The following is a 22,807-nucleotide window of genomic DNA, read 5'->3' as shown; positions in this document are numbered from 1 at the left end:
GAGAAGGACTGTTCGAGGTTATTCCTCGCAACGGTCCTTTTTCGGTTTTCGCCAAAGTTTGATTGGTGTAACGGGAGATAAGGCCCTTATAAAGGACTGGTGCGATGAACGCAGTCTGTAGCGGGAGTTGAGGCCTTTACAATTCGGGTTGTCCAGCTTTTCGCTGTTTTTGTCACTGTAACGGTCTCGGTGACCCCTACACAAAGTTGATCCGTCGATCTCATGCTGTAAGAGTATATTTGTCCTTTGCATTGACCCGACATCGCATTTACCCTCACGATCAGACCGTAACAAAGGGAATCTCCAAAATTAGGTATAATTTATATGAATCGCAAATAGGATATAAAGCAGCGGCGCTGCTGGCGGGAGAAATGGTGAAAGGTCGCAATGCGTTTTGCGGCCTTTTGCGCATTCAGTTTCCAAAAAAAGAGGTGAAGAAAACAATTGGTTTTCTTCACCTTATCTATTTTTAAAAAGGGGGATCTGCGTTTATCCGATCCGCTCAACTTGAACGGCGCAGGCTTTATATTCAGCTGTGCCAGCTAAAGGACAAGTTGCGTTGATCGTCAATCGGTTTGTATCTGTTTGCTCTGGGAAGTGGAAGGTCATGAACACAAGGCCGCGTGGTTGACGCTTGCTGATCTTCACTTTCGTTTCCACTTCACCGCGACGGGATCGAACTTTAACTGGAGCCCCATCCTCCAGCTGATAAGCCGCCGCGTCTTCCGGGTGGATTTCCAAAGATTCCTCGGGATCTCTCACCTTTTTATAATCGGATGTTTGTACACCTGTATTGTAAAATTCAAGGCGACGCCCTGTTGTTAACTGCAACGGATACTCATCGTCCGGCAATTCTACAGGGTCACGATTGTCCACGGGTTTAAACGACGCTTTTTGCTCGACATGTTCCTTCCACAGTCGCCCGTGAATAAACGGTGTGCCAGGATGCGATTCTTCTGGACAAGGCCACTGCAACCCGCCATCGTCCAAGCGATCATATGTGACGCCAGCGAAATCAGGTGCTAATCTGCGAATTTCCTCCCAAATATCTTCGGCTGATTGGTAGTTCCAATTGGCGCCCATGCGGTTCGCAATATCTTGTACAATAAAATGATCTTGCTTCGCTAAGCCTGGCGGTTGAATCGCGGGACGCACTCGTTGAATCCGTCGTTCCGAGTTTGTAAAGGTACCGTCATTTTCTGCCCAACCGGCAGCAGGAAGCACTACGTCAGCTAACTCTGCTGTTTTTGTCATTAAAATATCTTGGACAACCATAAAGTCTAGTTTTTTGAGCAATTGTTCCACATGGTTCGCGTCGGCATCTGCCTGGACTGGGTTTTCGCCGATCACGTACAATGCTTTAATATCTTCGTTGTCAATTGCTTCCTGCATTTCTGTCAAGTTTAAGCCTAACTGCTCAGGAATTGGAGCGCCCCATACCTCTTCGTGCAACTGGCGTCCTGTCGCGTCGTTATATAACCATCCTCCAACAGAGCGGTTCGGAAGCGCGCCCATATCACCGCCGCCTTGTACGTTATTCTGACCGCGAAGTGGGTTGACCCCTGAACCCCGTTTTCCGATATGACCCGTTAATAGCGCGAGGTTAATCAGGGAAAATACGTTTTCCGTCCCATTCGCATGTTCGGTAATCCCTAAAGTCCAGCAAATAATCGCTTTATCCGCTTGCGCGTAAAGGCGGGCGACTTCACGGATATCATCCGCGGGAACACCTGTAATCTCTTCGGCGTACTCCGGTGTATATTTTTGCGTGTGTTGTTTGTATGATTCAAAATCTAGCGTGGCCCGTTCGAGAAATGCTCGGTTTTCTAAACCTTCTTCTATAATTACGTGTCCCATGGCATTGGCGAGCGTGACATCGTAACCGACCTTAATAGGCAACCACTTATGCGCGAGTCTTGTTTGGGCGATTTCACGCGGATCCACGACGACCATTTTTGCCCCGTTACGAATCCCTCTGCGCATATGATTGAACACGATGGGATGACATTCTTGTGTGTTACTTCCCCAGGCGATAATCACATCTGTTTCTTCTAATTCATCATAGGATGTCGTCGAAGCCCCTGTGCCGAATACTTCTACCAAACCTGTCACACTCGGGGCGTGACACGTGCGATTGCAACTATCAATGTTGTTCGTGCCAATTACCGTACGCATAAACTTTCCAGCAATAAAGTTTAATTCATTCGTGGAACGAGAGGAGCTAAAACAGCCCAACGCGTTTGGTCCATGGGTGTCTCTGATCGTAGTAAATTGCTTCGCGATCAAGTCCAATGCTTCGTCCCAAGAAGCGGGCGTTAATTTTCCGTTTTTACGGATTAATGGCTCCTTAATTCGTTTGTTGCTATACACATAGCCCCACCCCATCGCCCCTTTAATGCAAGTCTCTCCATGGCTTGTTGGATTTTCCTTGTGTCCTCTAACTCTACTAATTCGACCGTCTTCCACCTGAACTGTCAAACCGCACCCTGTGCCGCAAAAGCTACAAATCGTGTTTACTTCGCTGTTGGCAGGAAGGGTTACATGATTGGTTGTCGTCATCCTCTTCACCTCTAAAAACTTATATTTTTGAGAAGATTAGCTGCGCCACATGTAGTAAAATTACTCTTCTCCCTATCTCACAAATCAAAATATATCACAAAGTTTAACAACTGTATATAACTTATTCTTAATTTTAATATAATAATTACTTATGATAGAGGCGTGATATGGATCATGATGTGATGATGGAATGGCGCTAGGATTTCGAAAGAGAGTGCAAGAGGATCAAGTTAATTGCTTTAAAATAGAGGATTTTCGGATGTCGTATCTTAACGCGCAATCAGATGGCTTACAAATAAAACTTATTTTGAATATAATAGGGATGTAATCTATAATCGTCTATTATATAATGGATAAGGAATGTCTCCTGTCCAAGGGCAGGTTCATTACGAACATAGAGCCGCTCATCTGAGTGGCTTTTATTACTTTATAACCAAATTGTATCTAGATAATAATCCAATCTTATGTATAATTAGACTTGGATTATTTTTGTGAGGGGGATCTACATATGAAAAAAGTATTAGGAGTTGTCCTTGTTGGACTGTTGACCATCGGCTTAACGGCCTGTGGAGGAGGTCAGCAATCATCGAGCGATGGGCAAGAGCTGTCTGTGAAAGGCGCGCAAACATTGCCTGAAGAAGGAGTGGAAGTATCGAAAGATCATCCGTTGGTGATCGACAAGGAAGCGAGGACGGTAAAAGTTTACGCGACGGTGAACGGGAAATATACAGTAGAACCGACTCGCCATGGGCTAAACTTCCATGAAGGGAAGTATGGAGACGAGGCCTTGTTCACGTCTTTTGCTAATCAGACCAACTTCCATGACGCTTTAGTTGAAATCGAAGCGGAACCTGGCAACAATCTAGCTGGAAAGTCAAAAGATGAATTCATCGAAGGAGACGATTTAGTTGTATCGGTTTCTTGGGATGGCGCGGAAAAAGATTACGATATCTCCGAGGTTGTCAATGTTTCTACAGGGAATCCGATTAATTACAAATTTGGCGGAAACCGCGATAACGCAAATAGTTATTTTACAGGTTGTTTAGCTTGCTTTGACAGTTGTTCGGTTGGAGTGACAAGTAATAGTTCAGAGCCTGTTAACGCTTTTGACAGTAAACAAGCTGATTTCGTTGGGAACAAGGATGTATTACCAGAAGACGGAACACCAGTGATTGTAACGTTTGCGTTGAAATAGCATCTTTATATTCCTATTCAATTGGGGCTGACTCGTTGAGATCTGGCGAGCGGCCTCCTCATTTATTTAGGGAAGGTGGAATCGAAGGTGGCAACCCTAGGGAGGAAGGAATGGCTCTCATTTTTCGCTGGACTTATTCATACCGTCTTTATATTGTTCTTTCTAGGACTCAGTTTGGCGAACAGCCTCCTTCGTTTTACATGGCTCGATATGCGGGCAAATTTAGGGGGGCTGATTCCTGGTTTTATTTTGATTGCGGTTGTCTTGTACGTGATCAATCATAACTATGTTTTTGCTCGGCGATTTTTTTGGGAAAATAAAAAGTTTGTTATTTATTTTATTCCTATCAGTTTGTTGCTGTTAGGATTAGTCAACGGTTTCAATGGCGAGCGGTTAAGCATTGTACCGGCCTCGACAGTGCGACAAGGACTTGGTTGGAAACAGTGGACATTAGCAGAGATCAATGGTCTGATCGTTGCGGCGTTCGCTATCGGTTTGATCAATTTGTTCTTTTTCTATACAAAGATCGGAAAGGAGAGAAAACATAACATGGATAAAAAACAACGGTTATCGATCTGGATTGTCGTGGCTTTGCTCGGTGGCAGCGTGATTTTATATCTTGTTCAACCAGGGGTCCGCTACTTTATCAATGATTCCGCAAAAATGCTGGCCTCTGCGGGCGCAACTGGAAACATTGAATCGTTCCGTAATTATCTACTTTCATTTGGGATTTGGGCTCCCATTATTTCGGCTTTTTTAATGGTGTTTCAAGCGATTGCGGCGCCATTGCCCGCGTTTGTTATTACATTTGCGAATGGGATGTTGTTTGGCGCTTTTTGGGGAGGATTGCTGTCCTGGAGCAGCGCCATGTTGGGAGCGGCTCTCTGTTTCTTTATTGCTAAGGCGTTGGGACGTCCAGCGGTTGAAAAATTGGTCACGCGAACAGCTTTGGATTGGACAGATCAGTTTTTTGAAAAATACGGTAAACATTCAATTTTGATTGCTCGCTTGCTGCCGATCGTTTCGTTTGACTTAGTCAGTTATGGCGCGGGATTGACCTCAATGCGGTTTTGGGGATTCTTTATCGCGACGGGAATTGGTCAGGCGCCAGCGACCATTTTATATTCCTATCTAGGGCAAACGGCCTCGAGTTCTGTAAAAGTATTGTTCTTTATTTTCGTTGCTGTGATTTGCTTGGCGATTATTTTGGCCGCTTGGAAGAAGAGATCGTCATTTACGAAAATGGATCAATCGAAAACGGATAAGGCTCAATAAACGAAACATATGTCAGATTATTATGATGTGATTGTCATTGGCGGGGGCGCTGGGGGGCTAACAGCCGCATCGGGGGCCGCTGCCTTTGGCGCGAAAACAGCGCTTATTCACGAGGGTCCATTAGGCGGCGATTGTTTATGGACGGGGTGCGTACCAAGTAAAGCGTTATTACACACAGCCCAGCTTATACACTCGGCGCGAAGAGCGGCGCCGTTCGGTTTTACGCAAACAACACCGCTTGATTACACGAAAATTCGCGAACATTATTTGAAGGCGATTCGCGTCATCCAAAAGCACGATGATCCTGCTCGTTTTGAGGGGTTGGGCGTCACGATTTTTCCAGGCAAAGGGGCTTTTGTCGATGACCGTACGGTGATGATCAATGGCCAGCAACAGATTACAGGGGATAGAATCATCATCGCGACAGGTTCTCGTCCGTTTATCCCCTCAATTCCCGGTTTGCAAAAGGTGGGCTATGTCACAAATGAAACCTTTTGGGAAATGACCGACTTGCCAAAAAGATGGCTCGCGCTTGGGGCGGGGCCAATTGGGCTGGAGTTGGGGCAAGCGTTGCGGCGCTTTGGTTGTGAAGTGACCATCTTGGAACGGGCGTCAACGATTTTAGCTAATGAAGAGCCTGAAACAGTGGGACACCTGCGCGCGGCGTTGGAACAGGAAGGTATCCACATTTTAACCAACGCGACTGCAACGTACTTTGCCAAACATAAACAAGCGATTCAAGTCACATTACAGATTGAGGGTCGTGTTCAGCAACTAGTGGTCGATCGGATCCTCGTCGCCGCGGGCAGAGTAGCGAATACGGCTGGACTGAACTTAGAGCAGGCGGGTGTAGAGGTGGACGAAAAAGGAAGGGTCGTTGTGGATCAACAGCTGCGGACAACGCGCAAACATATCTATGCGGTCGGGGATGTCAATGGTCGTATGCCGTTCACGCATGTGGCTGGAGCAGAGGGGAAAGCGGCGATCTCCCACGCTCTTTTTCACGTCAAGAGCAAGCTCGACTATGATACGATTCCGACTGTGCTTTATACGGATCCCGAGTTCGTTCAGCTCGGTTGGACCGAACAAGAAGCCCGTCGCCGCGGCGTTCGCTGTCAAACGTATCGACTATCGCTCGATCAAGTCGATCGGTTTATTACTGACGATGAGGCCAATGGATTGTTGAAGGTGGTGACTGATCACAAGGGAAAAATCCTTGGGGCTCAAGCGGTCGGTCGCGGGGCTGGAGATCTGCTGCAAGAAGTCGTTTTCGCCAAACATTTTAACCATAAGATCGGCGCGTTGTCGCAGGTGATCCATCCGTATCCATCTCGCGTCGGAGCGGTCCAACAAACGGCGGATTTGTACTGGCGAGAGAAACTTTTTTCGGGAAGGCTGAATCAGTTGCTTAAGCTATATGCCCGTTTGTTACGACGATGGAGGAGGAAGGGGAAGAAATAGTGAATAAAGTGATGAAGTTGAGCCTAGCTGTCGCAGTCTTATTGGGCTTGGGGATCATCAGCGCGAAAATCGGGATGGACGTATTAACGCCGGAGCGGATTCGCGATTTTATTCTTTCGTTTGGCTGGTTAGCCCCTGTGCTGTACGTCCTCATCTACACGATTCGGCCCCTTTTTCTGTTTCCCGCGATTATTCTATCGCTGACCGGCGGGATGACCTTTGGTCCGTGGTGGGGAACCTTGCTCGATTTGATTGGGGCCACGCTGGGCTCCTTTTTAGCATTCGGCCTGGCTCGTAAATTAGGCAGGGAGACGATCCAAAAGTGGATGGGACGTCGTTTAACGTTGTGGGATCAGCAACTCGAGCAACAAGGATTCAAAGCGATCTTTCTATTGCGCTTAATCCCACTTGTTCCATTTGACGCGGTTAATTATGGAGCGGGGTTATCGAAAGTTCGCTTCCGCGATTATGCATTGGCGACGCCGTTCGGTATTATCCCCGGGGCTTTTGCCTACAATTACTTGGGGCATTCACTGCATGCTATCTTTTCCCCAACGTTTTATTTTGCCATCATTCTGGTCGTGATTTTAGCGGTCGTTCCTTTCTTTTTTAAAAGAAGACAACAACAAAAAAATAGTATGGATTATGGAGTGGAGCAGCAAAAATGAAAAAAAATTTTAGAAAATATGCGATGGTTGGGTTTATTTGCGCCCTCGGTTTATTGACGGCATGTTCCTCTGATTCGAAGGAGCCAGTCGCGGAGTCGGAGCAACCTACGGAAGACATCTTGGCCTTGAATTGGGAGCAAATTACAGAGCAAGCGAAAGGTCAGCAAGTGAACATATATATGTATGGCGGCAGTGATACGACAAACCGTTATTTGGATGAATGGATCAAGCCGCGTTTGCAAGAAGAATACGAGGTGGACCTGCGTCGCGTGCCTGTTAGCGATATTGAAGAAACGATCAATCAGTTATTAGTCGAGAAGAAAGCGGGTAAAGAGACAGGCAGTATTGACCTGCTTTGGTTAAATGGGGAAAACTTTAGGACGGCGAAAAGCAATGACCTATTATGGGGGCCGATCACTGAAAAGTTGCCTAATTTTAACGAATACGTCGACGGCGAGGCCGCAGATATCCAATTTGATTTTGGTATAGAGACGGATGGCTTGGAGGCGCCGTGGGGCAAAGCGCAATTTGTGTTTGTCTATGATCAAGATAAAGTGGCGGAGCCGCCGCAAACAATGGAAGAGTTAAAACAGTGGGTTGAGGAAAATCCGGGAAAGTTCACGTATCCGTCTCCGCCTGATTTTACGGGCAGTGCCTTTATTCGTCACGTGTTATATGAAACGACTGGGGGACATGAGCAATACATGAAACCCTTTTCAGAAGAGGTGGTCGGGAATTGGCAACCGATGTGGGATTATTTAAACGAAATTAAACCGTTTTTGTGGCGGGAAGGGAAGACGTATCCCGAAAACTCAGCAAAGCTGGACCAACTATACAGCAATGGCGAAGTGTGGATGACGATGGGTTATGATCCAGCGAAAGCGTCCAATGAAATGATGAAAGGGACGTTCCAGGATTCCACCCGAACATTTGTGTTGAAAAATGGAACGTTAGCGAATACGCACTTTTTAGCGATTCCGTACAACTCGGGAAAACAAGCGGGAGCAATGGTTGCGATTAACTTCTTACTGTCTCCTGAGGCCCAAATTACGAAATTTGATCCGCAATATTGGGGAGAAGGAATGGTCTTAGATATGGACAAGTTGTCTGATGAGCAACGTCAACAAATTGAAGCGATCGATCGAGGCGTCGCAACGCTGAGCAATGAAGTGTTGTCTGATCATCAAGTTCCTGAAATACCCGCGGAATACGTAGAGGCGTTAGAGAAACAATGGCATGAACATGTGGCGAAACCTTAAGCCTTATCTTTTAGTGTTGCCAGCGATTAGCGTCATCGGTTTGTTGTTTTTCGGCGGTTTTTTACTCGGATTTCTGGAAAGTATCGGCCTTTATTCGTTGGTGGGCGAGCGAGAGATCTCTTTCCAGCCTTATGTAGACTTACTGCAAAACGCGGATTTCAGGCGATCGATTCTGTATACGTTGCGGATTACAGCGTTATCGACTTTGCTATCGGCGTTCGTCGGTCTCGCGTTGGGACTGAGTTTTATTCAGATGAAGGGGATTGGGCGGCGCATTTTGCAATTTCCAATGTTGATCCCGCATTTGGCGGTCGCTTATCTGGTCGCTCTGCTGTTGATGCAGAGCGGTTGGATTTCCCGGTTGTTGTTCGCGTTTGGCTGGATCGATGAAATTCAGGATTTTCCCATCCTTGTCCATGAATCATTCGGTTGGGGGATTATCAGCGCCTACGTCTGGAAGGAAAGTCCGTTTATTGCTTTTATGCTTGTTCCTGTATTGCTGCGGATTCAGGATCAATGGGGCCAGGTTGCCCGCATCCTTGGGGCGGGTCGATGGGCTTATTTTCGTGAGATTGTGTTGCCCCTTTTGATGCCGAGTTGGTTGGCCGCTAGTTTTATCGTGTTCGCTTTTAAATTCTCCGCTTTCGAAATCCCGCTCTTGTTAGGGGTCACCTACCCGCAGATGATCTCGGTTTTTGCCTATCAACTTTTTTCCGGCGACATTGTGAATGAGCGACCGCTGGCGCTTGCTTTAAATATATTGATTGCCTTCATTACCGCTTTGTTAGGGTTGTTGGCTTACCGTTTGAGCAAGAGCTGGTTAGGGGAAGAAAGCAGGGGATGGAATTGAGGCTGATTGGAAGTATCTTTGCGATCGCTTTTCTGTTTCCTTTCTTTCCGTTGTTGTTAATGAGTTTGTCGGGGTCGTGGCGTTGGCCTGAACTGATCCCTGTTGAATGGAGTTTGCGAACGTGGCAATACGTTTTTTCCAGCCATTCGGGAACCTATCAAGCGGTTGGTTACAGTCTGGCGATTGCGTTTGCGGTGACGGCGATCAACTTGTTGTTGGCGATCCCTGCAGGAAATGCGTTGGCGCGAGCGGAGTTGCGGGGGAAAACATGGATCAGCGCAATTCTTTATTCTCCGATAATTATTCCGCCATTTGCGGCGATGATGGGGATTCATTTCACGTTTGTCCGTTTGCAATTAACGGAGACGGTATTTGGTGTGATCTTAGCTCATCTTCCGCCGACATTGCCGTATGTTATACGGGCGCTCACTTCGAGCTATCAGACATTAGGCTATGCTTGGGAACAGCAAGCGCAGATGCTTGGAGCGGGTCCGCTGCAACGTTTTTGGTATGTTGCCTTGCCTCACTTAATTCCAGGAATCGCTGTCGGTTCCGCGTTAAGTATACTTGTTTCATTGAGTCAATATTTGATCACGTTTCTGATCGGAAGCGGTCAAGTGATCACGCTGCCTATTTTGCTATTTCCGTTTTTAAACGGCGGAGATTTAGGAGTCGCGGCGGCATACACGATCTTGTTCACGATGATGGCATTGTTTGCTCTCGTGTTCATGGATCGACTGTTAAAACGCTATTATCGGCAAGAGTCGAATCAAGTCGTAAAGGAGGGGTAACGTGTCGGCATTGCAAATGAATGACATTCAGAAACAATACGGGGCCGATGATTCCTTTCGCTTGGTTGTCGAGCACATAGAAGTTAAAAAGGGCGAATTATTCGCGTTGTTAGGTCCGTCTGGCTGCGGTAAAACAACTCTTTTAAAGTTGATCGCCGGGTTAGAACAGGCTGATGCGGGCGAGCTTTACGCGGACGGTCGGTTAATCACCGGTGTTGCTGCTGAAAAACGAGGATTTGGGATGGTCTTTCAACAAGCGCTGCTGTTTCCGCATATGAGTGTGGAAGATAATGTCGCCTTCGGTCTTAAAATGAAAGGGATGGGGAAGGCCGCTCGTTTAGAAAAAGCGCGTGTTTTTTTGGAGCGAGCGGGACTGAGCGGTTTCGAACAACGGTTTCCGCATGAGTTGAGCGGCGGTCAACAGCAACGCGTTTCCCTCGTTCGTTCGCTTGTATTGGAGCCAACAGTGCTGTTAATGGATGAGCCATTCAGCGCCCTTGATCCGGGTTTGCGCGAGGAAATGCAAGCCTGGTTAAGAGGACTTCATGAAGATATGGGAGTGACGATCGTGTTGGTCACGCATGATCGAGCCGAAGCGTTTGCTTTGGCGGATCGTGTGGGAGTAATGAGTGAAGGGCGGCTGTTACAAGTTGACGCTCCGGAACGTTTGTATCGTCAACCCGCTAGCGTTGAGGTGGCGCGTTTTCTCGGCTTGAATAACTTGATCCGCGGTAAACTGGAAGCTGGGCAATTTGTTGCAACTGATGCCGATTGGCAAACGCCGTTTGATCGTCAGGCGACAAAGGTTGATCAGGCGGGTTGGTTGTTGATTCCGCCATATGCCGCTCGGATCGCCACATACGATCAGGCGCAAGCCCAGGCTGAAGTAATCGAGGTTCGATTTTTGCAAGGCGCTTATCATCTAGAGCTGCAAATTGGACATGCTGTCCGTTTGGAAATAATTGAAACCTCGCGACAAGCAGCAACGACGCAACGTGGTGATCGAATTGGGCTTAATTGGGATCCCGCTGATTTGTACTTTATTGAGGAAGAGGGGACCGTTCATGCTTGATACCCATGCTCGTAAATATGTTGAACCTGTGATTAGCCGCGCAGCCAGCTTGTGTATTCGACTCGGATTATCAGCGAATCAAGTGACATGGCTCGGTTTCTTAATCGGATTGACGAGCGGATTATGGATTTATTTCGATCACGTCTATTGGGCGGCTTTGTTTCTGTGGATTTCTGGATTTCTAGATGCGGTCGATGGCTCCATGGCTCGTTTGGAGAATAAATCAACAGCATGGGGGACGGTGCTTGATATTACGTTTGACAGGGTTGTTGAGCTGTCCGTTGTAATTGGATTGGCGGCGCGTTATCCTCACGCCCAGTTTATGTTGTTGCTCGTCACAGCGACGATTGTCATTTCAATGACGGTGTTTTTAACCGTCGGGGCGGTGACCGAAAAGCAGGGCGCCAAATCGTTTTATTACCAAGCGGGTTTAGGGGAACGCACAGAAGGCTTTATTATGTTGACCGTGATGATGTTGCTTCCAAACGGGTTACTTTGGAGTAGCGGCGTGTTTATGGGGATCATGCTGGTTACGATTGGACAACGCCTCGCGGAAGCAAGACGAATTTTAAAGGAGGTGTAAAAGATGTTGTTACTAAAGCAAAGATTGATTGGGAAGTATGCCCAAACACAAGTCGAGGAAGTGGAGACGGCGCCGCAGATTGCGGAGTGGGATAAATCGATTGAAGCGGCTCGAGTAGTGTTGGTGACGACTGCGGGGGTCCATTTGCGCGAGCAACCGATATTTCAAGTGAAGGAACACGATTCAAGCTATCGGATTATTCCGGGGGAGACGCCGATCGAACAGTTGATTACGAGCCATACCCATTTCGATCGCGCTGACGCGGATCAAGATATCAATTGCGTGTTTCCGTTGCAACGGCTGCGCGAATTAGCGTCCGAAGGGAAAATCGGGAGTATTGCCGCCCATCATTTCGGTTTGCAAGGCTATGTGCCTGACCCGACCCCATTGATTGAAAAAGTTGGACCTGAAATCGCTGAACAGCTTGTTGTCGATGAAATCGATATTGCGATTTTATCGCCCGGCTGATATATTTGCCATCAATCCGTGGGATTGATTCAGCGGGCGATTGAACAACGTGGGATACGGACAGCCGGGATTAGCCACCTGCCGAATGTGACGAAAAAGATGAAAGCGCCGCGAACGTTGTATATCCGTTTTCCATTGGGGCGTACCTTCGGGCAGGCAGGGGATGTTACAACGCAGAAAGAGATTCTATGGGAAGCGATTCAATTTGCGGTAAAGGGGGAGCCCGAAAGCATCGTCGAACTGCCTTATCGCTAGAAACGGTTTTTTAAAAAAGGGGAGTTGTGGAAAATCGATCATTTGCGGTTGTCCCTGACGCCCCTTTTAAAATTTCACGGAACATAGTGCCGCGGTTAGTTGTCGAAATTCCATCTATTCCATCTCTTTTCTCAACCATTTGATTGAATAGGTGGACTTTTGACTCTTAACTCTATTCGTTCCATCCATTTATGGTCTACGCTTCATCCATCTTTTGCGCGATCTGACCTAACTTTTCGTAGATATGCAGTAAATGGTCTAACTCATTCGGATCGAGATGTTGCAAATATTCCGCTAAAATTTTGAACCGACGTTTTTGCGCGTTGGCCAATACCTCTTTCCCGCTGTCCGTCAGACCGATCCATACGACGCGGCGATCTTTTTCATCGCGAGAGCGGGCGACCCAATCGTTCTTATGCAAACGCTCAACCATCACTGTAACCGCGCTCGTTTTGACACACATCTTATTGGCAATCTCCGTAACGCGGAATTTTTCTTTTTGTGAAAGTAGATGCAAAATATAAAATTGGGCGCCTGTTAAACCAGACTCTGCATCTTCCGATAGTTTCGGTCCCAAGTGGCGCATAAAGGTAACAAAAGCTTGTTCCAGTTTTTCGATGGTACTTTGAAAATGTTTCATAATTCAATCCTTTCCTTGATTTCATTATCGAAATAGTTTGACGATTTGGTTCGTCAGTTTTCTGATCATGTCTATGAACTTTATCCTATGACTAAAGTTGTTCGATTTGGGCAATCCTAATTTTTGCGAGCAAACAACAAGATGGGGGAGATGAGTGTGATGGCAGCGCAATTTGGAGCCCACGAACTGATGGAAATGCATGAAGTATTAACGGATACGATCAATGGGATTAATCTATTTCAATTGTATCGTCCCCACGTAAAAGATCAACAGTTGGCTCAAATGATGGATAACCATCTGCAATTTATGATCAGTGAGTACAATGGGATGGTTCAAGCGTTAAATCAAAGAGGGATGGGCCAAGCGGTACCTTATCAGGCGCCTAAAAATTTCACGCCATCCTATGGGTTAAACAATCCACCGACGCAAATGCCGAATACAAGCGCCAACCAAATGGATGACCGAGATGTTTCCAGCGGCATGCTTGGTTGCTACAAAGCGTCAACGATTTGCAAGACAATGGCGGCTCTCGAATGCGCTGATTCCGGATTGCGTAGAATGATGCAACAAGGGGCAACGAATTGTTCCGAGATGGCCTATGAAGTTTGGCAGTATATGCACCAACAAGGGTATTACCAGGTGCCAACGATGAAAGACATAACGACGCATACGGTAATCGACAGCTATGGACAAGCGCAAATGGGCCAAATGTCGAATATGCCGCGCATGACTCCGATGCAAAATATGCAAGGTACGCAACATTTGCAGCAAAGTCCGTTGATCCGTACCTATATGTAAGCGATCAAACCCGCCAACTTGAATTGGTGGGTTTTTTCGTGTTGTTAAAGCGCATATAGTTAAATGAAGGAAAGTTCCCGTCTCCATCCCGCGTAGGTTAACTGACTTGTCGCGTTGCGTCTGTTTTTTTATCCGTTACGGATGTCCCTTGATTTACGGCGACGAATATGAGCATGATCATCATACAGGCGGAGCCCAGCCATTGAAAGGGGCCAAAGGGTTCGCCGAGCCAAAATACGGTCGAAAGAACGGCCGCCAATGGTTCCAGACTGCTCAGTAAACTCGTTTCTTTCGGCGCTAAGCTTTGTAAGCTTTCGATATAAAACCAAAAGGCGATCATCGTGCCGAGTACGACTACGAAAAATAAATACCCCCAAGCGCTTAACGTCAAGCGGCTAACATCCATTTTCCAAATGGGGTGAACAACGTTTAAGACGAGACCGCCAATGACCATGGCCCACCCAACAATTACGATCGAATCAAACTTTTTTAAGAGTCGAACAGGATAAAGCGTATAAAAGGCTAACGCAACTGCGGAGAGCAGGCCCCAAACAATTGCCATCGGCGGAACGGAGAGCTTTGATATTGCGCCATCCGTAAGCAGCAAAAAACATCCGATTAACGCTAAACTAACAGAAACAGTGTCGCGTATGTTCAGCGCAGATTGTTTGCGCAAAATGAGATAAAGGATAATTAGCGCAGGCGCTAAATATTGCAACAACGTGCCAACAGCCGCGTTTCCTTGATCAATCGCCGCCATATACGTATATTGCACGGCTAACGTCCCGAATAGAGCAAAGATGAGCAGCTGGATGGCCGAACGAGGTTGGCGCCATACGTTAAATATTTGGGCGCGATCTCTGAACTTAAATTGAACGATTAATAACAAAAAGCCTGCTATGAGCAGTCGTGATGTCACTAACCAATTGACCTCAATATGATATTGTTGAAACAGCTTTTGGGCGACGGCGCCGCTCATCCCCCATAACAACGCTGCAGTGATGACCAGCGTAAATCCTTTTGAATTGTTGCCGCGGCTCATATTTGTTCCCTCATGACATTTACCACCCTATTATTTTCGATGAAGTGAATTGCTCTTATCATACTCCGTTTACTAGAATAATGACAAGTTTCAACCTTTTACAAAGCGGCGTGTGGAATGATATACTTCTTTGCAGACAAAGTATTTAATGAAAGTGAGATAAGTTTTAAGATGATCGCGAGAAAAAAGCGTAACCGAGGTCGTCGCGAGCAAACGCGCTTGAACATCGCTCGAGAATATGCGTTCCTGTTTATAGGGTCGTTTTGCATTGCGCTAGCTTTTAATTTGTTTCTAGCCGCATTTGATATTGCTTCGGGCGGGGTCAGCGGAATTAGTATTATCACGAAACATCTGTTCAATTGGCGTCCCGCTTTTACTCAATGGGTTTTTAATTTGGGATTGATCGGACTTGGATTTGTTGTGTTAGGCAGGCAATTTGGCTTGAAAACGATCATCGGGACGTTGGTCCTACCTTTGTTTGTATTTTTAACAGAAGGCTGGCCGACGATTACGGATGAACCGTTGCTTGCCGCCTTGTATGGCGGAGTTGGGGTCGGACTTGGGCTCGGGCTTGTCTTTCGGGCAAATGCTTCGACAGGCGGCACGGATTTGATCGCCCAAATCATTCATAAGTTTACGGGGCTTTCGCTCGGGATCGCGGTGCTCTTGATCGATGGACTCGTCGTGTTGAGCGCGGCGATTGTGTTTGGACCTGAACAAGCTCTGTATGCGTTGATTGCCCTCTATATTACAGGCAAGACGATTGATGTGATTCAAGTGGGGTTAAACGTATCCAAAATTGCGTTCATTATTGCCCAAGACGCTGAAAAAATTCAGCAGGCGATTTTGTACGAAATGGATCGGGGTGTAACGAAGATTCCAGGTTATGGCGGCTATACGGATAAAGAACGTCCTGTGTTGATGTGCGTTGTCTCGCAAAATGAGATCAACACCTTAAAACAGGCCGTGCGCGAGATTGATCCAGCCGCGTTTATCATTGTCACGAGCGCGAATGAAGTGCTTGGCGAAGGTTTTAAAAGATAGCATAATGGACGATAACCATAGCCCGCGGTTGCTGAAGGAATCCCTTTTGGCACTGCGGGTTTTTTAAATCGTATTTAAAGGCGCTAATTAAAAAATGGAAAAAGGCGCCTATACAAAACAAGTGATTATAGTATAATGGGCCTAACCATGTTAAAGATATCCAAGAAAGGAGACAGCTTATGAACCGATTCATCGAATCTAACTCTGTTGAAAAATTAATGAAGGAACTGTCTGACATTCGGACGGCGTTAGATGAATCATCTATTCTTGTGATTACGAATCAACGTGGAGTTATTGAATACGTGAACGATAAATTTTGTGAAATCTCGCAATACAGAAGAGAAGAATTGCTAGGTCAAGATAACCGCATAGTCAGTTCCGGGTACCATGATCGAAATTTTTTTAGAGAGATGTGGCGGACGATTGGACAGGGTGAAACATGGCGTGGCGAGATTAAAAACAGAGCGAAAGACGGCAGTTGTTATTGGGTTCACACGACGATCGTTCCGTTTCTTAATGAACAGGGGAAACCTTATCAATATGTGGCGATCCGCACGGATATAACGGAACAGAAGGAAGCGGAAGCCGCGCTGCAAAAAGCATTGAAAGATGATTTTAGACAAACGGTTAAAAATCTACATAATGGTATTTTTAAACTTAAAATGCGCGAAAATGGCATGTTTTACTATACGATGTTGGAAGGGAAACTGCTCGCCTCGCTCCAATTAAGCACGGAAACACATGCTGGGAAAACACCGTACGATATTTTTTCGCCAGAGGTTGCGGCGCATAAATGTTTGCATTATGAGCGATCGTTCCGTGGTGAAGTCGTTAATTATGAAGTCGACTTAGTAGAAAGATGTTTTCGATTTGAGTTATCTCCTGTCAGACAAAATGGACAAGTTTTGGAAGTGGTCGGTTCTGTTTACGATATAACGGAACAAAGGAAGATGCAGCAATTGAATGAGTATCTTGCGTATCATGATGAGTTAACTGATCTACCTAATCGGAGGAAATTCCAACGAGAGTTGAAACAAGCAATTAAACGGGCGGGTGACCAGGAACAGGTCGCTTTGATGTACGTAGACATGGACCGTTTTAAATATGTGAATGATACGTTAGGGCATACGATTGGCGATATGTTGTTGCAACAAGTAGCATCTCACCTCAAACAACACCTACCTGAAAAAGCAACGTTAGCCCGCATGGGCGGAGACGAATTCATGATTCTATTACCCAATTTGGATAATCGAGAAGAATCGATTAACACAGCCAAGTGTTTGATAGACTCCTTGGAACAACCATTTATCGTGCAAAATTACCATCTGCATATTACTATTAGCGTCGGAATCAGCATCTATCCAACGGACGGGAAGCATAGCGAAGATTTATTGAAGCGAGCGGATATTGCGCTGTATCGCGCCAAGGGCGAGGGTCGCAATCAGTGCCAAATCTACTCCACTTGGATGAATAAAGTAACAACCGATTGGTTCTTTTTGGAAAAGGATTTACGAAAAGCGCTAACAAATCATCAACTGGAGCTATATTATCAACCGAGAGTAGACGCTACAAAAGGCACACTCGTCGGCGCCGAAGCATTACTTCGTTGGAACCATCCAGAACATGGCATGATCCCTCCGGGTACTTTTATTCCATTGGCCGAGGAGACTGAATTAATTTTAGCAATAAGTTCTTGGGTCAAAAGGAAAGTGTGCGAACAGCTTGTTGATTGGAAAAAGAGAGGTTTCCCGCTTTTGCCGATCAGTGTGAACATGACCTCTCAGCATTTATTGCAACATAATTTTGTGAATGATATGGCAGATTTATTGGAGGAATATGGACTACAAGGGAGCTGTCTAGAATTGGAGATCACGGAGAACTCGCTCATGAAAAACGAGGACTTTGTGATTCAAACATTGGTCGAGTTGAAGAAGATGGGCATAAAGATCTACATCGATGATTTTGGCACAGGCTATTCTTCGTTTTTCTATCTAAAATCTTTTCCAATCGATGGCATCAAAATCGATCGATCGTTCATTCGAAACATCTACCGTGACAACAAAAATGCGGCGATTACGTCTGCGATGATTCAAATGGCTCGTCAACTACTGTTAGATGTTGTGGCGGAAGGAGTGGAAACGAAAGAAGAGTTGGCGTTTCTGCTCGAAGGGCAATGCGATCAAATTCAAGGGTTTCTATTCAGCAGGCCGTTGCCTGTCGGTGAATTTGAACGTTATTTGTTAAACGCTTGATTACCTAAATAAATATATTGGAAAGAAAACAGAGCCGCGGATTATTTCCACAGCTCTGTTTTTTATTAGACTAACAGGCGGTCTCTTTATTTTAAAACTTGTTCTGCGTGTTTGACGACGTTTTCGACTGTGAATCCGTATTCTTTGATGACAGTGTCACCTGGAGCGGATGCGCCAAATCCATTTACGCCAATGATCGCGCCTTGATCGCCAACATAGCGTTCCCAGCCAAGTGGCGTCGCCATTTCAATTGCGACACGAGCCTTCACATCCGGTAGGATTACCGTGTCTTTGTAATCTTGTGATTGCAGTTCAAAGCGTTCCCAGCTCGGCATACTAACAACCCGAGCCGCAATCCCTTTGCTGGCTAACACTTGTTGAGCTTCGACCGCAAGACTTACTTCCGAACCTGTCGCCAGTAATATCACTTGCGGTTTTGCGCCGTTAGCCGGATCGGCGAGTACGTAGGCCCCATTGGCGACACCGTCGCGCGCTTTTTCTGCTGTACCTGACAAGACAGGCAGCTTTTGACGCGTGAGCACCATTGCTATCGGCGTTTCATTTTGTTCCATCGCAAAACGGTATGCTTGGATCGTCTCGTTGGCGTCAGCTGGGCGCATGACGGTTAAGTTTGGCATGACCCGTAAGGACGGTAAATGCTCAACCGGCTCGTGCGTCGGTCCATCTTCACCAACAGCAATACTGTCATGAGTCAACACATAAATGACAGGCTGGCCCATCAGCGCGGACAGACGAACCGCCGGTCGCAAATAGTCGGAGAAGACAAAGAAGGTGGCCCCATACGGACGAACCCCACCGTGCAACGCCAACCCGTTTAAGGCGCAAGCCATCGCAAATTCGCGCACACCGAACCAAACGTTGCGGCCCGCATAATTTTTCGTTTCAAAAATATCGTATCCTTTTAGCGTCGTATTGTTGGAGGAAGCTAAGTCAGCAGAACCGCCAAACAAAGTCGGTACCGTTTGAGCAATGGCGTTAAGCGCCGTCCCGGATGATTCCCGCGTCGCCATTTTGGGACTGTCAGGTTGATAAACAGGTAACTCAGCGTCCCAGCCTTTCGGGAGCTCGCCTTTCATCGCCTGCTCAAACTGGGCCGCTAATTCAGGGTAGGCTTGTTTGTACGCCGTAAACTTTTCGTTCCATTCTTGTTCTTGTTGTTGCCCTTGTTCCTTTATCGTTGCAAAATGAGCGCGAATCTCGTCCGGGATTTGAAAAGGCTCGTATTCCCAGCCGTAATATTGGCGTGTAAGCGTGTTTTCTTCGGCTCCGAGCGGCGCGCCGTGCGCGGCTGACTTGCCTGCCTTGTTCGGACTACCGTAACCGATCACCGTTCGAATCTCGATCATGGTCGGTCGCTTCGTATCTTGCTTAGCCGCGGCTAACGCCCGTCCAATCTCCTCGATATCGTTCCCGTTTTCGACGCGGATGTACTGCCAGCCGTAAGACTGATAGCGCGCCTCGATGCTTTCGGTAAAAGCAAAAGAAAGCTCCCCGTCCAGTGAAATATCATTGGAGTCATACATCACGATCAATTTGCCAAGCCCCATATGGCCCGCCATCGAAGCGGCTTCCGCAGAAACGCCTTCCATTAAATCGCCATCGCCACAAATTGTGTACGTATAATGGTTGACGATTTCGTGGCCGTCTTTGTTGTATGTAGCGGCAAGATGGGCTTCGGCCATCGCCATTCCAACAGCCATTGAAATTCCTTGTCCAAGTGGACCTGTTGTTGCTTCTACACCCGGCGTGTATCCGTATTCAGGGTGGCCAGGCGTGCGGCTATTCCATTGACGGAATTGCTTTAAATCGTCAAGCGACAAATCATAGCCAGTCAAATGGAGTAAGCTATAAAGCAAAGCGGAGCCGTGTCCAGCCGATAAAACAAAACGATCACGGTCGTACCACTCAGGATTGTTTGGATTATGCTTCATTTGCTTCGCCCATAGCGCGTAAGCCATTGGCGCTGCTCCCATCGGCATCCCCGGATGACCGGAATTGGCTTGTTCAACCATATCGATGGAAAGGGTTCGAAGCGCGTTGATCGCTAATTGATCAAGATTGCTACTCGTCATGTTGAAACCTCCTTAATTGGTAAATCCCACTAAATTAAGCGCGATATTCCTATCTTATCATATAAGTAAAATCCCCTGTTAGCAAAAGAATCATACATCGTAAATAGATCGGGAAGTCAGGAGGGCATCGCTATGCTTTGGAGGCGGCCTGGTCGTCCATAAACGTAGAGTATGAATATAGCCCCCTGACTAAATTGGACGCTTTCTAACAAAGCAATATACAATAGAAAGGCAGAGGTAGTCCAATGAGAAATAGATTTCCAAATACGAATGAATTTATAGAAATAAAGAAACGACTCGCGCGTGTAGCTTTAGAGGGAGGCAATGCCGCATTTGTGGCGCGTAAAAATGATTATTCCCCTAAAACGCTTAATAAATGGGTTCATGAGTACAGGGATGAGGTGGAGGAAGAGATGGAACAAAACAAACATGACCGAATCCGCGTCGCCATCGTTGCGTAACGAATGAAATTACCTTATTTAGGTGATCTAAAAGGGAGAGTCTACCGTCAGCCATTGAACCGCTGAACTGCACAGTCTCTTCCAGAGGTCTTCCAAATGATTTAAAAGTGTGGGCCGAGTTTTATTTGTTTTTTCTGTGAAATCGGAGGGTGGAAGCTAAAGGGGGGGCGGTTCCCCCTTAGTTTTTGTAGATGAAAAAATAACTGTGTGTTCATCAAAAGCGCGCGCCCCGAGGTCCCGCTAGTTAGTGGTCGCCGATAAACGACGGGTAGTCGCTCATATCTCTGAAATCTTTCTTAAATCCCAAAATAGTCGCCTATATCGCGTGAAAGTCGCTCACAAACGCGCGCCTCGCGATCCGCCCGCCCGCCTGACCTGCGCACTCGCAGCTCGAGACGCCACGGCTGACAGCGCTCCCTTCAGCCTAACGATCGCCGCCGTATCCAGAGTCGTCATCTTGCCATCTGTCAAAATTGGAGATCAGGTTTTTTCTCACAACCAGTGTGCTTGCTATTTTGTCGTGCAAGCCTTGTTTACGAGATGAGAAGGCAACCATGAGGTACCCCAAAAACAACAAAAGAGTGGAAATCGCTTTGGAGAAGTAACGACCTGTCGCCCGGGCAAACGAAATTCGATTTCCAGACAAATCAGTTACTTTTAAGCTGAATAACATTTTGCCCAAGGTTGCTTGACGTGATGACGACTCCAACCCGGCGAAATAAAGCCACCCAATTACGGCTGATAACGCGTAAAAGAGCGAGCTTTCGCCTAGAAACAAAATAAAGAACATGTTGATAAAACTAAGTACGATCGTATCGGCAATGATCGCCAACAATCGCACCCAAAATCCAGCAGGTCGATTCATGCGGAAGTCCTCCTTTTTCTCGGTTATACTTTGACTCACAACATATGTATGCATCGTCGGCGTGTCTTATCTCTTTGATGAAAATAGGTGTTGTATAAAAATTATACAGACTGTATAATGATTCATATTAGATTTGAAACAGGGAGAGATTGCTATGAATATTTCGATTATTGGAGCGACAGGATACAGTGGCGTGGAGCTGATTAGGCTGTTACAAAACCACCCAACCGCGAAAATCAAATCATTGTTTGCCAGTTCACAGGCTGGACTTGATTTAACAGAGGTATATCCTCATTTGACAAATATTGAACAACATACTTTGGAAGAATTAGACGTGGAAAAAACAGCGGAATGGGTTTTTCTAGCGACGCCGTCTGGGGTCAGCGCGAAACTTGTTCCTTCATTATTAGAAGCAGGTCGGAAAGTAATCGATTTATCGGGTGATTTCCGGCTTCCTAAAGAGACATACGAATCATGGTATAACAAAGAAACTGCGAATGAATCTGATCTGCAAAAAGCGGTCTATGGGTTGCCCGAATGGTTCAAAGAGCAAATTCAGAACGCTCAATTGATCGCCAATCCGGGTTGTTATCCGACGGCGGCTGCGCTTGGGTTAGCGCCAGCGATGCCTTATATAGATCCAAAATCGATCATTATTGATGCAAAATCAGGGGTATCTGGGGCGGGGCGTTCGGCGTCACTTGCGACACACTATGGAGAAGTCAACGAAAATTTTGCGGCCTATCGTGTCGCGAACCATCAACATACTCCAGAAATCGAACAAACGTTGCAACGCGTTTCAGAGCAACAACCTTTGATTACCTTTACGCCGCATTTAGCGCCCATGACACGCGGGATTTTATGTACGATGTATGCGACAATAACGGAGGAAGTTGATTTTCAAGAAGTGTACAAAGCAGCCTACGAAGGGAAACCGTTCATTCGTTTGCGCGCGGAGGGAAGCTATCCGAGAACAAAAGAAGTGTCCGGTTCAAACTACTGTGACATCGCAGTCCATGTGGACCCTCGAACGAACCGCCTGATCGTTATCTCCGTGATTGATAACGTGGTCAAGGGCGCGGCGGGGCAGGCGATTCAAAATATGAATATCATGGCGGGCTTGGATGAAACGACAGGATTGACGTTCAGTCCGCTGTATCCATAAGGAAAGCGCGA

General features: G+C 46.6%; 21 protein-coding genes. 16 read left to right on the top strand and 5 right to left on the bottom strand.

Annotated elements, in window-relative coordinates; translation table 11 throughout:
* Positions 1-489 precede the first annotated feature (489 nt).
* Complete coding sequence (gene fdhF, locus BEP19_RS16195; RefSeq protein WP_120190965.1) at positions 490-2,559, bottom strand: formate dehydrogenase subunit alpha; 2,070 nt, start codon at positions 2,557-2,559, stop codon at positions 490-492.
* 508 nt (positions 2,560-3,067) lie between these two features.
* On the opposite strand from fdhF, the gene BEP19_RS16190 reads away from it, so the two are divergent.
* The 11 genes from BEP19_RS16190 (at position 3,068) to BEP19_RS16140 (ending at position 12,436) form a co-directional block, all read left to right on the top strand.
* Positions 3,068-3,754: a YdjY domain-containing protein gene (locus BEP19_RS16190; RefSeq protein ID WP_120190964.1), complete on the top strand. Its 687-nt coding sequence runs from the start codon at positions 3,068-3,070 to the stop codon at positions 3,752-3,754.
* 87 nt (positions 3,755-3,841) lie between these two features.
* Complete coding sequence (locus BEP19_RS18045) at positions 3,842-5,029, top strand: TVP38/TMEM64 family protein (protein ID WP_245983647.1); 1,188 nt, start codon at positions 3,842-3,844, stop codon at positions 5,027-5,029.
* Positions 5,030-5,038: 9 nt separating this feature from the next.
* Positions 5,039-6,490, top strand: a complete 1,452-nt coding sequence (locus BEP19_RS16180; protein ID WP_120190963.1) for a dihydrolipoyl dehydrogenase family protein — start codon at positions 5,039-5,041, stop codon at positions 6,488-6,490.
* Entirely contained in the window at positions 6,490-7,158 is a 669-nt protein-coding gene (locus BEP19_RS16175; protein ID WP_170145407.1) for a TVP38/TMEM64 family protein, read from the top strand. The genes BEP19_RS16180 and BEP19_RS16175 overlap by 1 nt, the downstream gene beginning before the upstream one ends.
* On the top strand, positions 7,155-8,417 hold the full coding sequence (locus BEP19_RS16170; protein WP_245983646.1) for an ABC transporter substrate-binding protein: 1,263 nt from the start codon (positions 7,155-7,157) through the stop codon (positions 8,415-8,417). Before BEP19_RS16175 ends, BEP19_RS16170 begins: the two co-directional genes overlap by 4 nt.
* Positions 8,395-9,267, top strand: a complete 873-nt coding sequence (locus tag BEP19_RS16165) for an ABC transporter permease (protein WP_120190961.1) — start codon at positions 8,395-8,397, stop codon at positions 9,265-9,267. The genes BEP19_RS16170 and BEP19_RS16165 overlap by 23 nt, the downstream gene beginning before the upstream one ends.
* Positions 9,258-10,058, top strand: coding sequence for an ABC transporter permease (locus BEP19_RS16160; RefSeq protein ID WP_120190960.1), 801 nt, complete (start codon positions 9,258-9,260; stop codon positions 10,056-10,058). Before BEP19_RS16165 ends, BEP19_RS16160 begins: the two co-directional genes overlap by 10 nt.
* Position 10,059: 1 nt before the next feature.
* Positions 10,060-11,130: an ABC transporter ATP-binding protein gene (locus BEP19_RS16155; RefSeq protein ID WP_211329372.1), complete on the top strand. Its 1,071-nt coding sequence runs from the start codon at positions 10,060-10,062 to the stop codon at positions 11,128-11,130.
* On the top strand, positions 11,123-11,713 hold the full coding sequence (locus tag BEP19_RS16150; RefSeq protein ID WP_120190959.1) for a CDP-alcohol phosphatidyltransferase family protein: 591 nt from the start codon (positions 11,123-11,125) through the stop codon (positions 11,711-11,713). Before BEP19_RS16155 ends, BEP19_RS16150 begins: the two co-directional genes overlap by 8 nt.
* 3 nt (positions 11,714-11,716) lie before the next feature.
* The gene (locus tag BEP19_RS16145) at positions 11,717-12,181 is read left to right on the top strand and encodes a glycine/sarcosine/betaine reductase selenoprotein B family protein (RefSeq protein ID WP_120190958.1); all 465 of its coding nucleotides are present in this window, start codon (positions 11,717-11,719) and stop codon (positions 12,179-12,181) included.
* 24 nt (positions 12,182-12,205) lie between these two features.
* Positions 12,206-12,436 carry a hypothetical protein gene (locus BEP19_RS16140; RefSeq protein ID WP_120190957.1) on the top strand — a complete coding sequence of 77 codons (231 nt, stop codon included), beginning with the start codon at positions 12,206-12,208 and terminating at the stop codon, positions 12,434-12,436.
* A gap of 196 nt (positions 12,437-12,632) precedes the next feature.
* On the opposite strand, the gene BEP19_RS16135 is transcribed toward BEP19_RS16140, so the two are convergent.
* On the bottom strand, positions 12,633-13,076 hold the full coding sequence (locus BEP19_RS16135) for a MarR family winged helix-turn-helix transcriptional regulator (RefSeq protein WP_120190956.1): 444 nt from the start codon (positions 13,074-13,076) through the stop codon (positions 12,633-12,635).
* A gap of 159 nt (positions 13,077-13,235) precedes the next feature.
* On the opposite strand from BEP19_RS16135, the gene BEP19_RS16130 reads away from it, so the two are divergent.
* The gene (locus BEP19_RS16130; protein WP_120190955.1) at positions 13,236-13,874 is read left to right on the top strand and encodes a spore coat protein; all 639 of its coding nucleotides are present in this window, start codon (positions 13,236-13,238) and stop codon (positions 13,872-13,874) included.
* Positions 13,875-13,971: 97 nt separating this feature from the next.
* Here the strand turns inward: BEP19_RS16130 and BEP19_RS16125 are convergent, their stop codons facing one another.
* Positions 13,972-14,916, bottom strand: a complete 945-nt coding sequence (locus BEP19_RS16125; protein WP_120190954.1) for an EamA family transporter — start codon at positions 14,914-14,916, stop codon at positions 13,972-13,974.
* Positions 14,917-15,087: 171 nt separating this feature from the next.
* Between BEP19_RS16125 and BEP19_RS16120 the strand changes: the two genes are divergently transcribed.
* Both BEP19_RS16120 and BEP19_RS16115 read left to right on the top strand, forming a co-directional pair.
* On the top strand, positions 15,088-15,960 hold the full coding sequence (locus BEP19_RS16120) for a YitT family protein (RefSeq protein ID WP_120191002.1): 873 nt from the start codon (positions 15,088-15,090) through the stop codon (positions 15,958-15,960).
* A 179-nt stretch (positions 15,961-16,139) separates the two neighbouring features.
* Positions 16,140-18,212, top strand: a complete 2,073-nt coding sequence (locus tag BEP19_RS16115; RefSeq protein WP_120190953.1) for a sensor domain-containing protein — start codon at positions 16,140-16,142, stop codon at positions 18,210-18,212.
* Positions 18,213-18,298: 86 nt separating this feature from the next.
* Here BEP19_RS16115 and tkt read toward each other — a convergent pair whose 3' ends face one another.
* Positions 18,299-20,305 (bottom strand): transketolase, encoded by a 2,007-nt coding sequence (tkt, locus tag BEP19_RS16110; protein ID WP_120190952.1) that lies wholly within the window; start codon positions 20,303-20,305, stop codon positions 18,299-18,301.
* A 245-nt stretch (positions 20,306-20,550) separates the two neighbouring features.
* On the opposite strand from tkt, the gene BEP19_RS16105 reads away from it, so the two are divergent.
* Positions 20,551-20,766, top strand: coding sequence for a transposase (locus BEP19_RS16105; protein WP_120190951.1), 216 nt, complete (start codon positions 20,551-20,553; stop codon positions 20,764-20,766).
* Positions 20,767-21,190: 424 nt separating this feature from the next.
* On the opposite strand, the gene BEP19_RS16100 is transcribed toward BEP19_RS16105, so the two are convergent.
* Positions 21,191-21,631, bottom strand: coding sequence for an RDD family protein (locus tag BEP19_RS16100; protein WP_120190950.1), 441 nt, complete (start codon positions 21,629-21,631; stop codon positions 21,191-21,193).
* Between the two features lie 154 nt (positions 21,632-21,785).
* Between BEP19_RS16100 and argC the strand changes: the two genes are divergently transcribed.
* Positions 21,786-22,796 carry an N-acetyl-gamma-glutamyl-phosphate reductase gene (gene argC, locus BEP19_RS16095; protein ID WP_120190949.1) on the top strand — a complete coding sequence of 337 codons (1,011 nt, stop codon included), beginning with the start codon at positions 21,786-21,788 and terminating at the stop codon, positions 22,794-22,796.
* Positions 22,797-22,807 lie beyond the last annotated feature (11 nt).

Source organism: Ammoniphilus oxalaticus (assembly GCF_003609605.1).
GTDB lineage: Bacteria > Bacillota > Bacilli > Aneurinibacillales > RAOX-1 > Ammoniphilus > Ammoniphilus oxalaticus.
The sequence above is the reverse complement of the archived record's forward strand: the minus strand, read 5'-3'. Positions and strand labels throughout refer to the sequence as shown.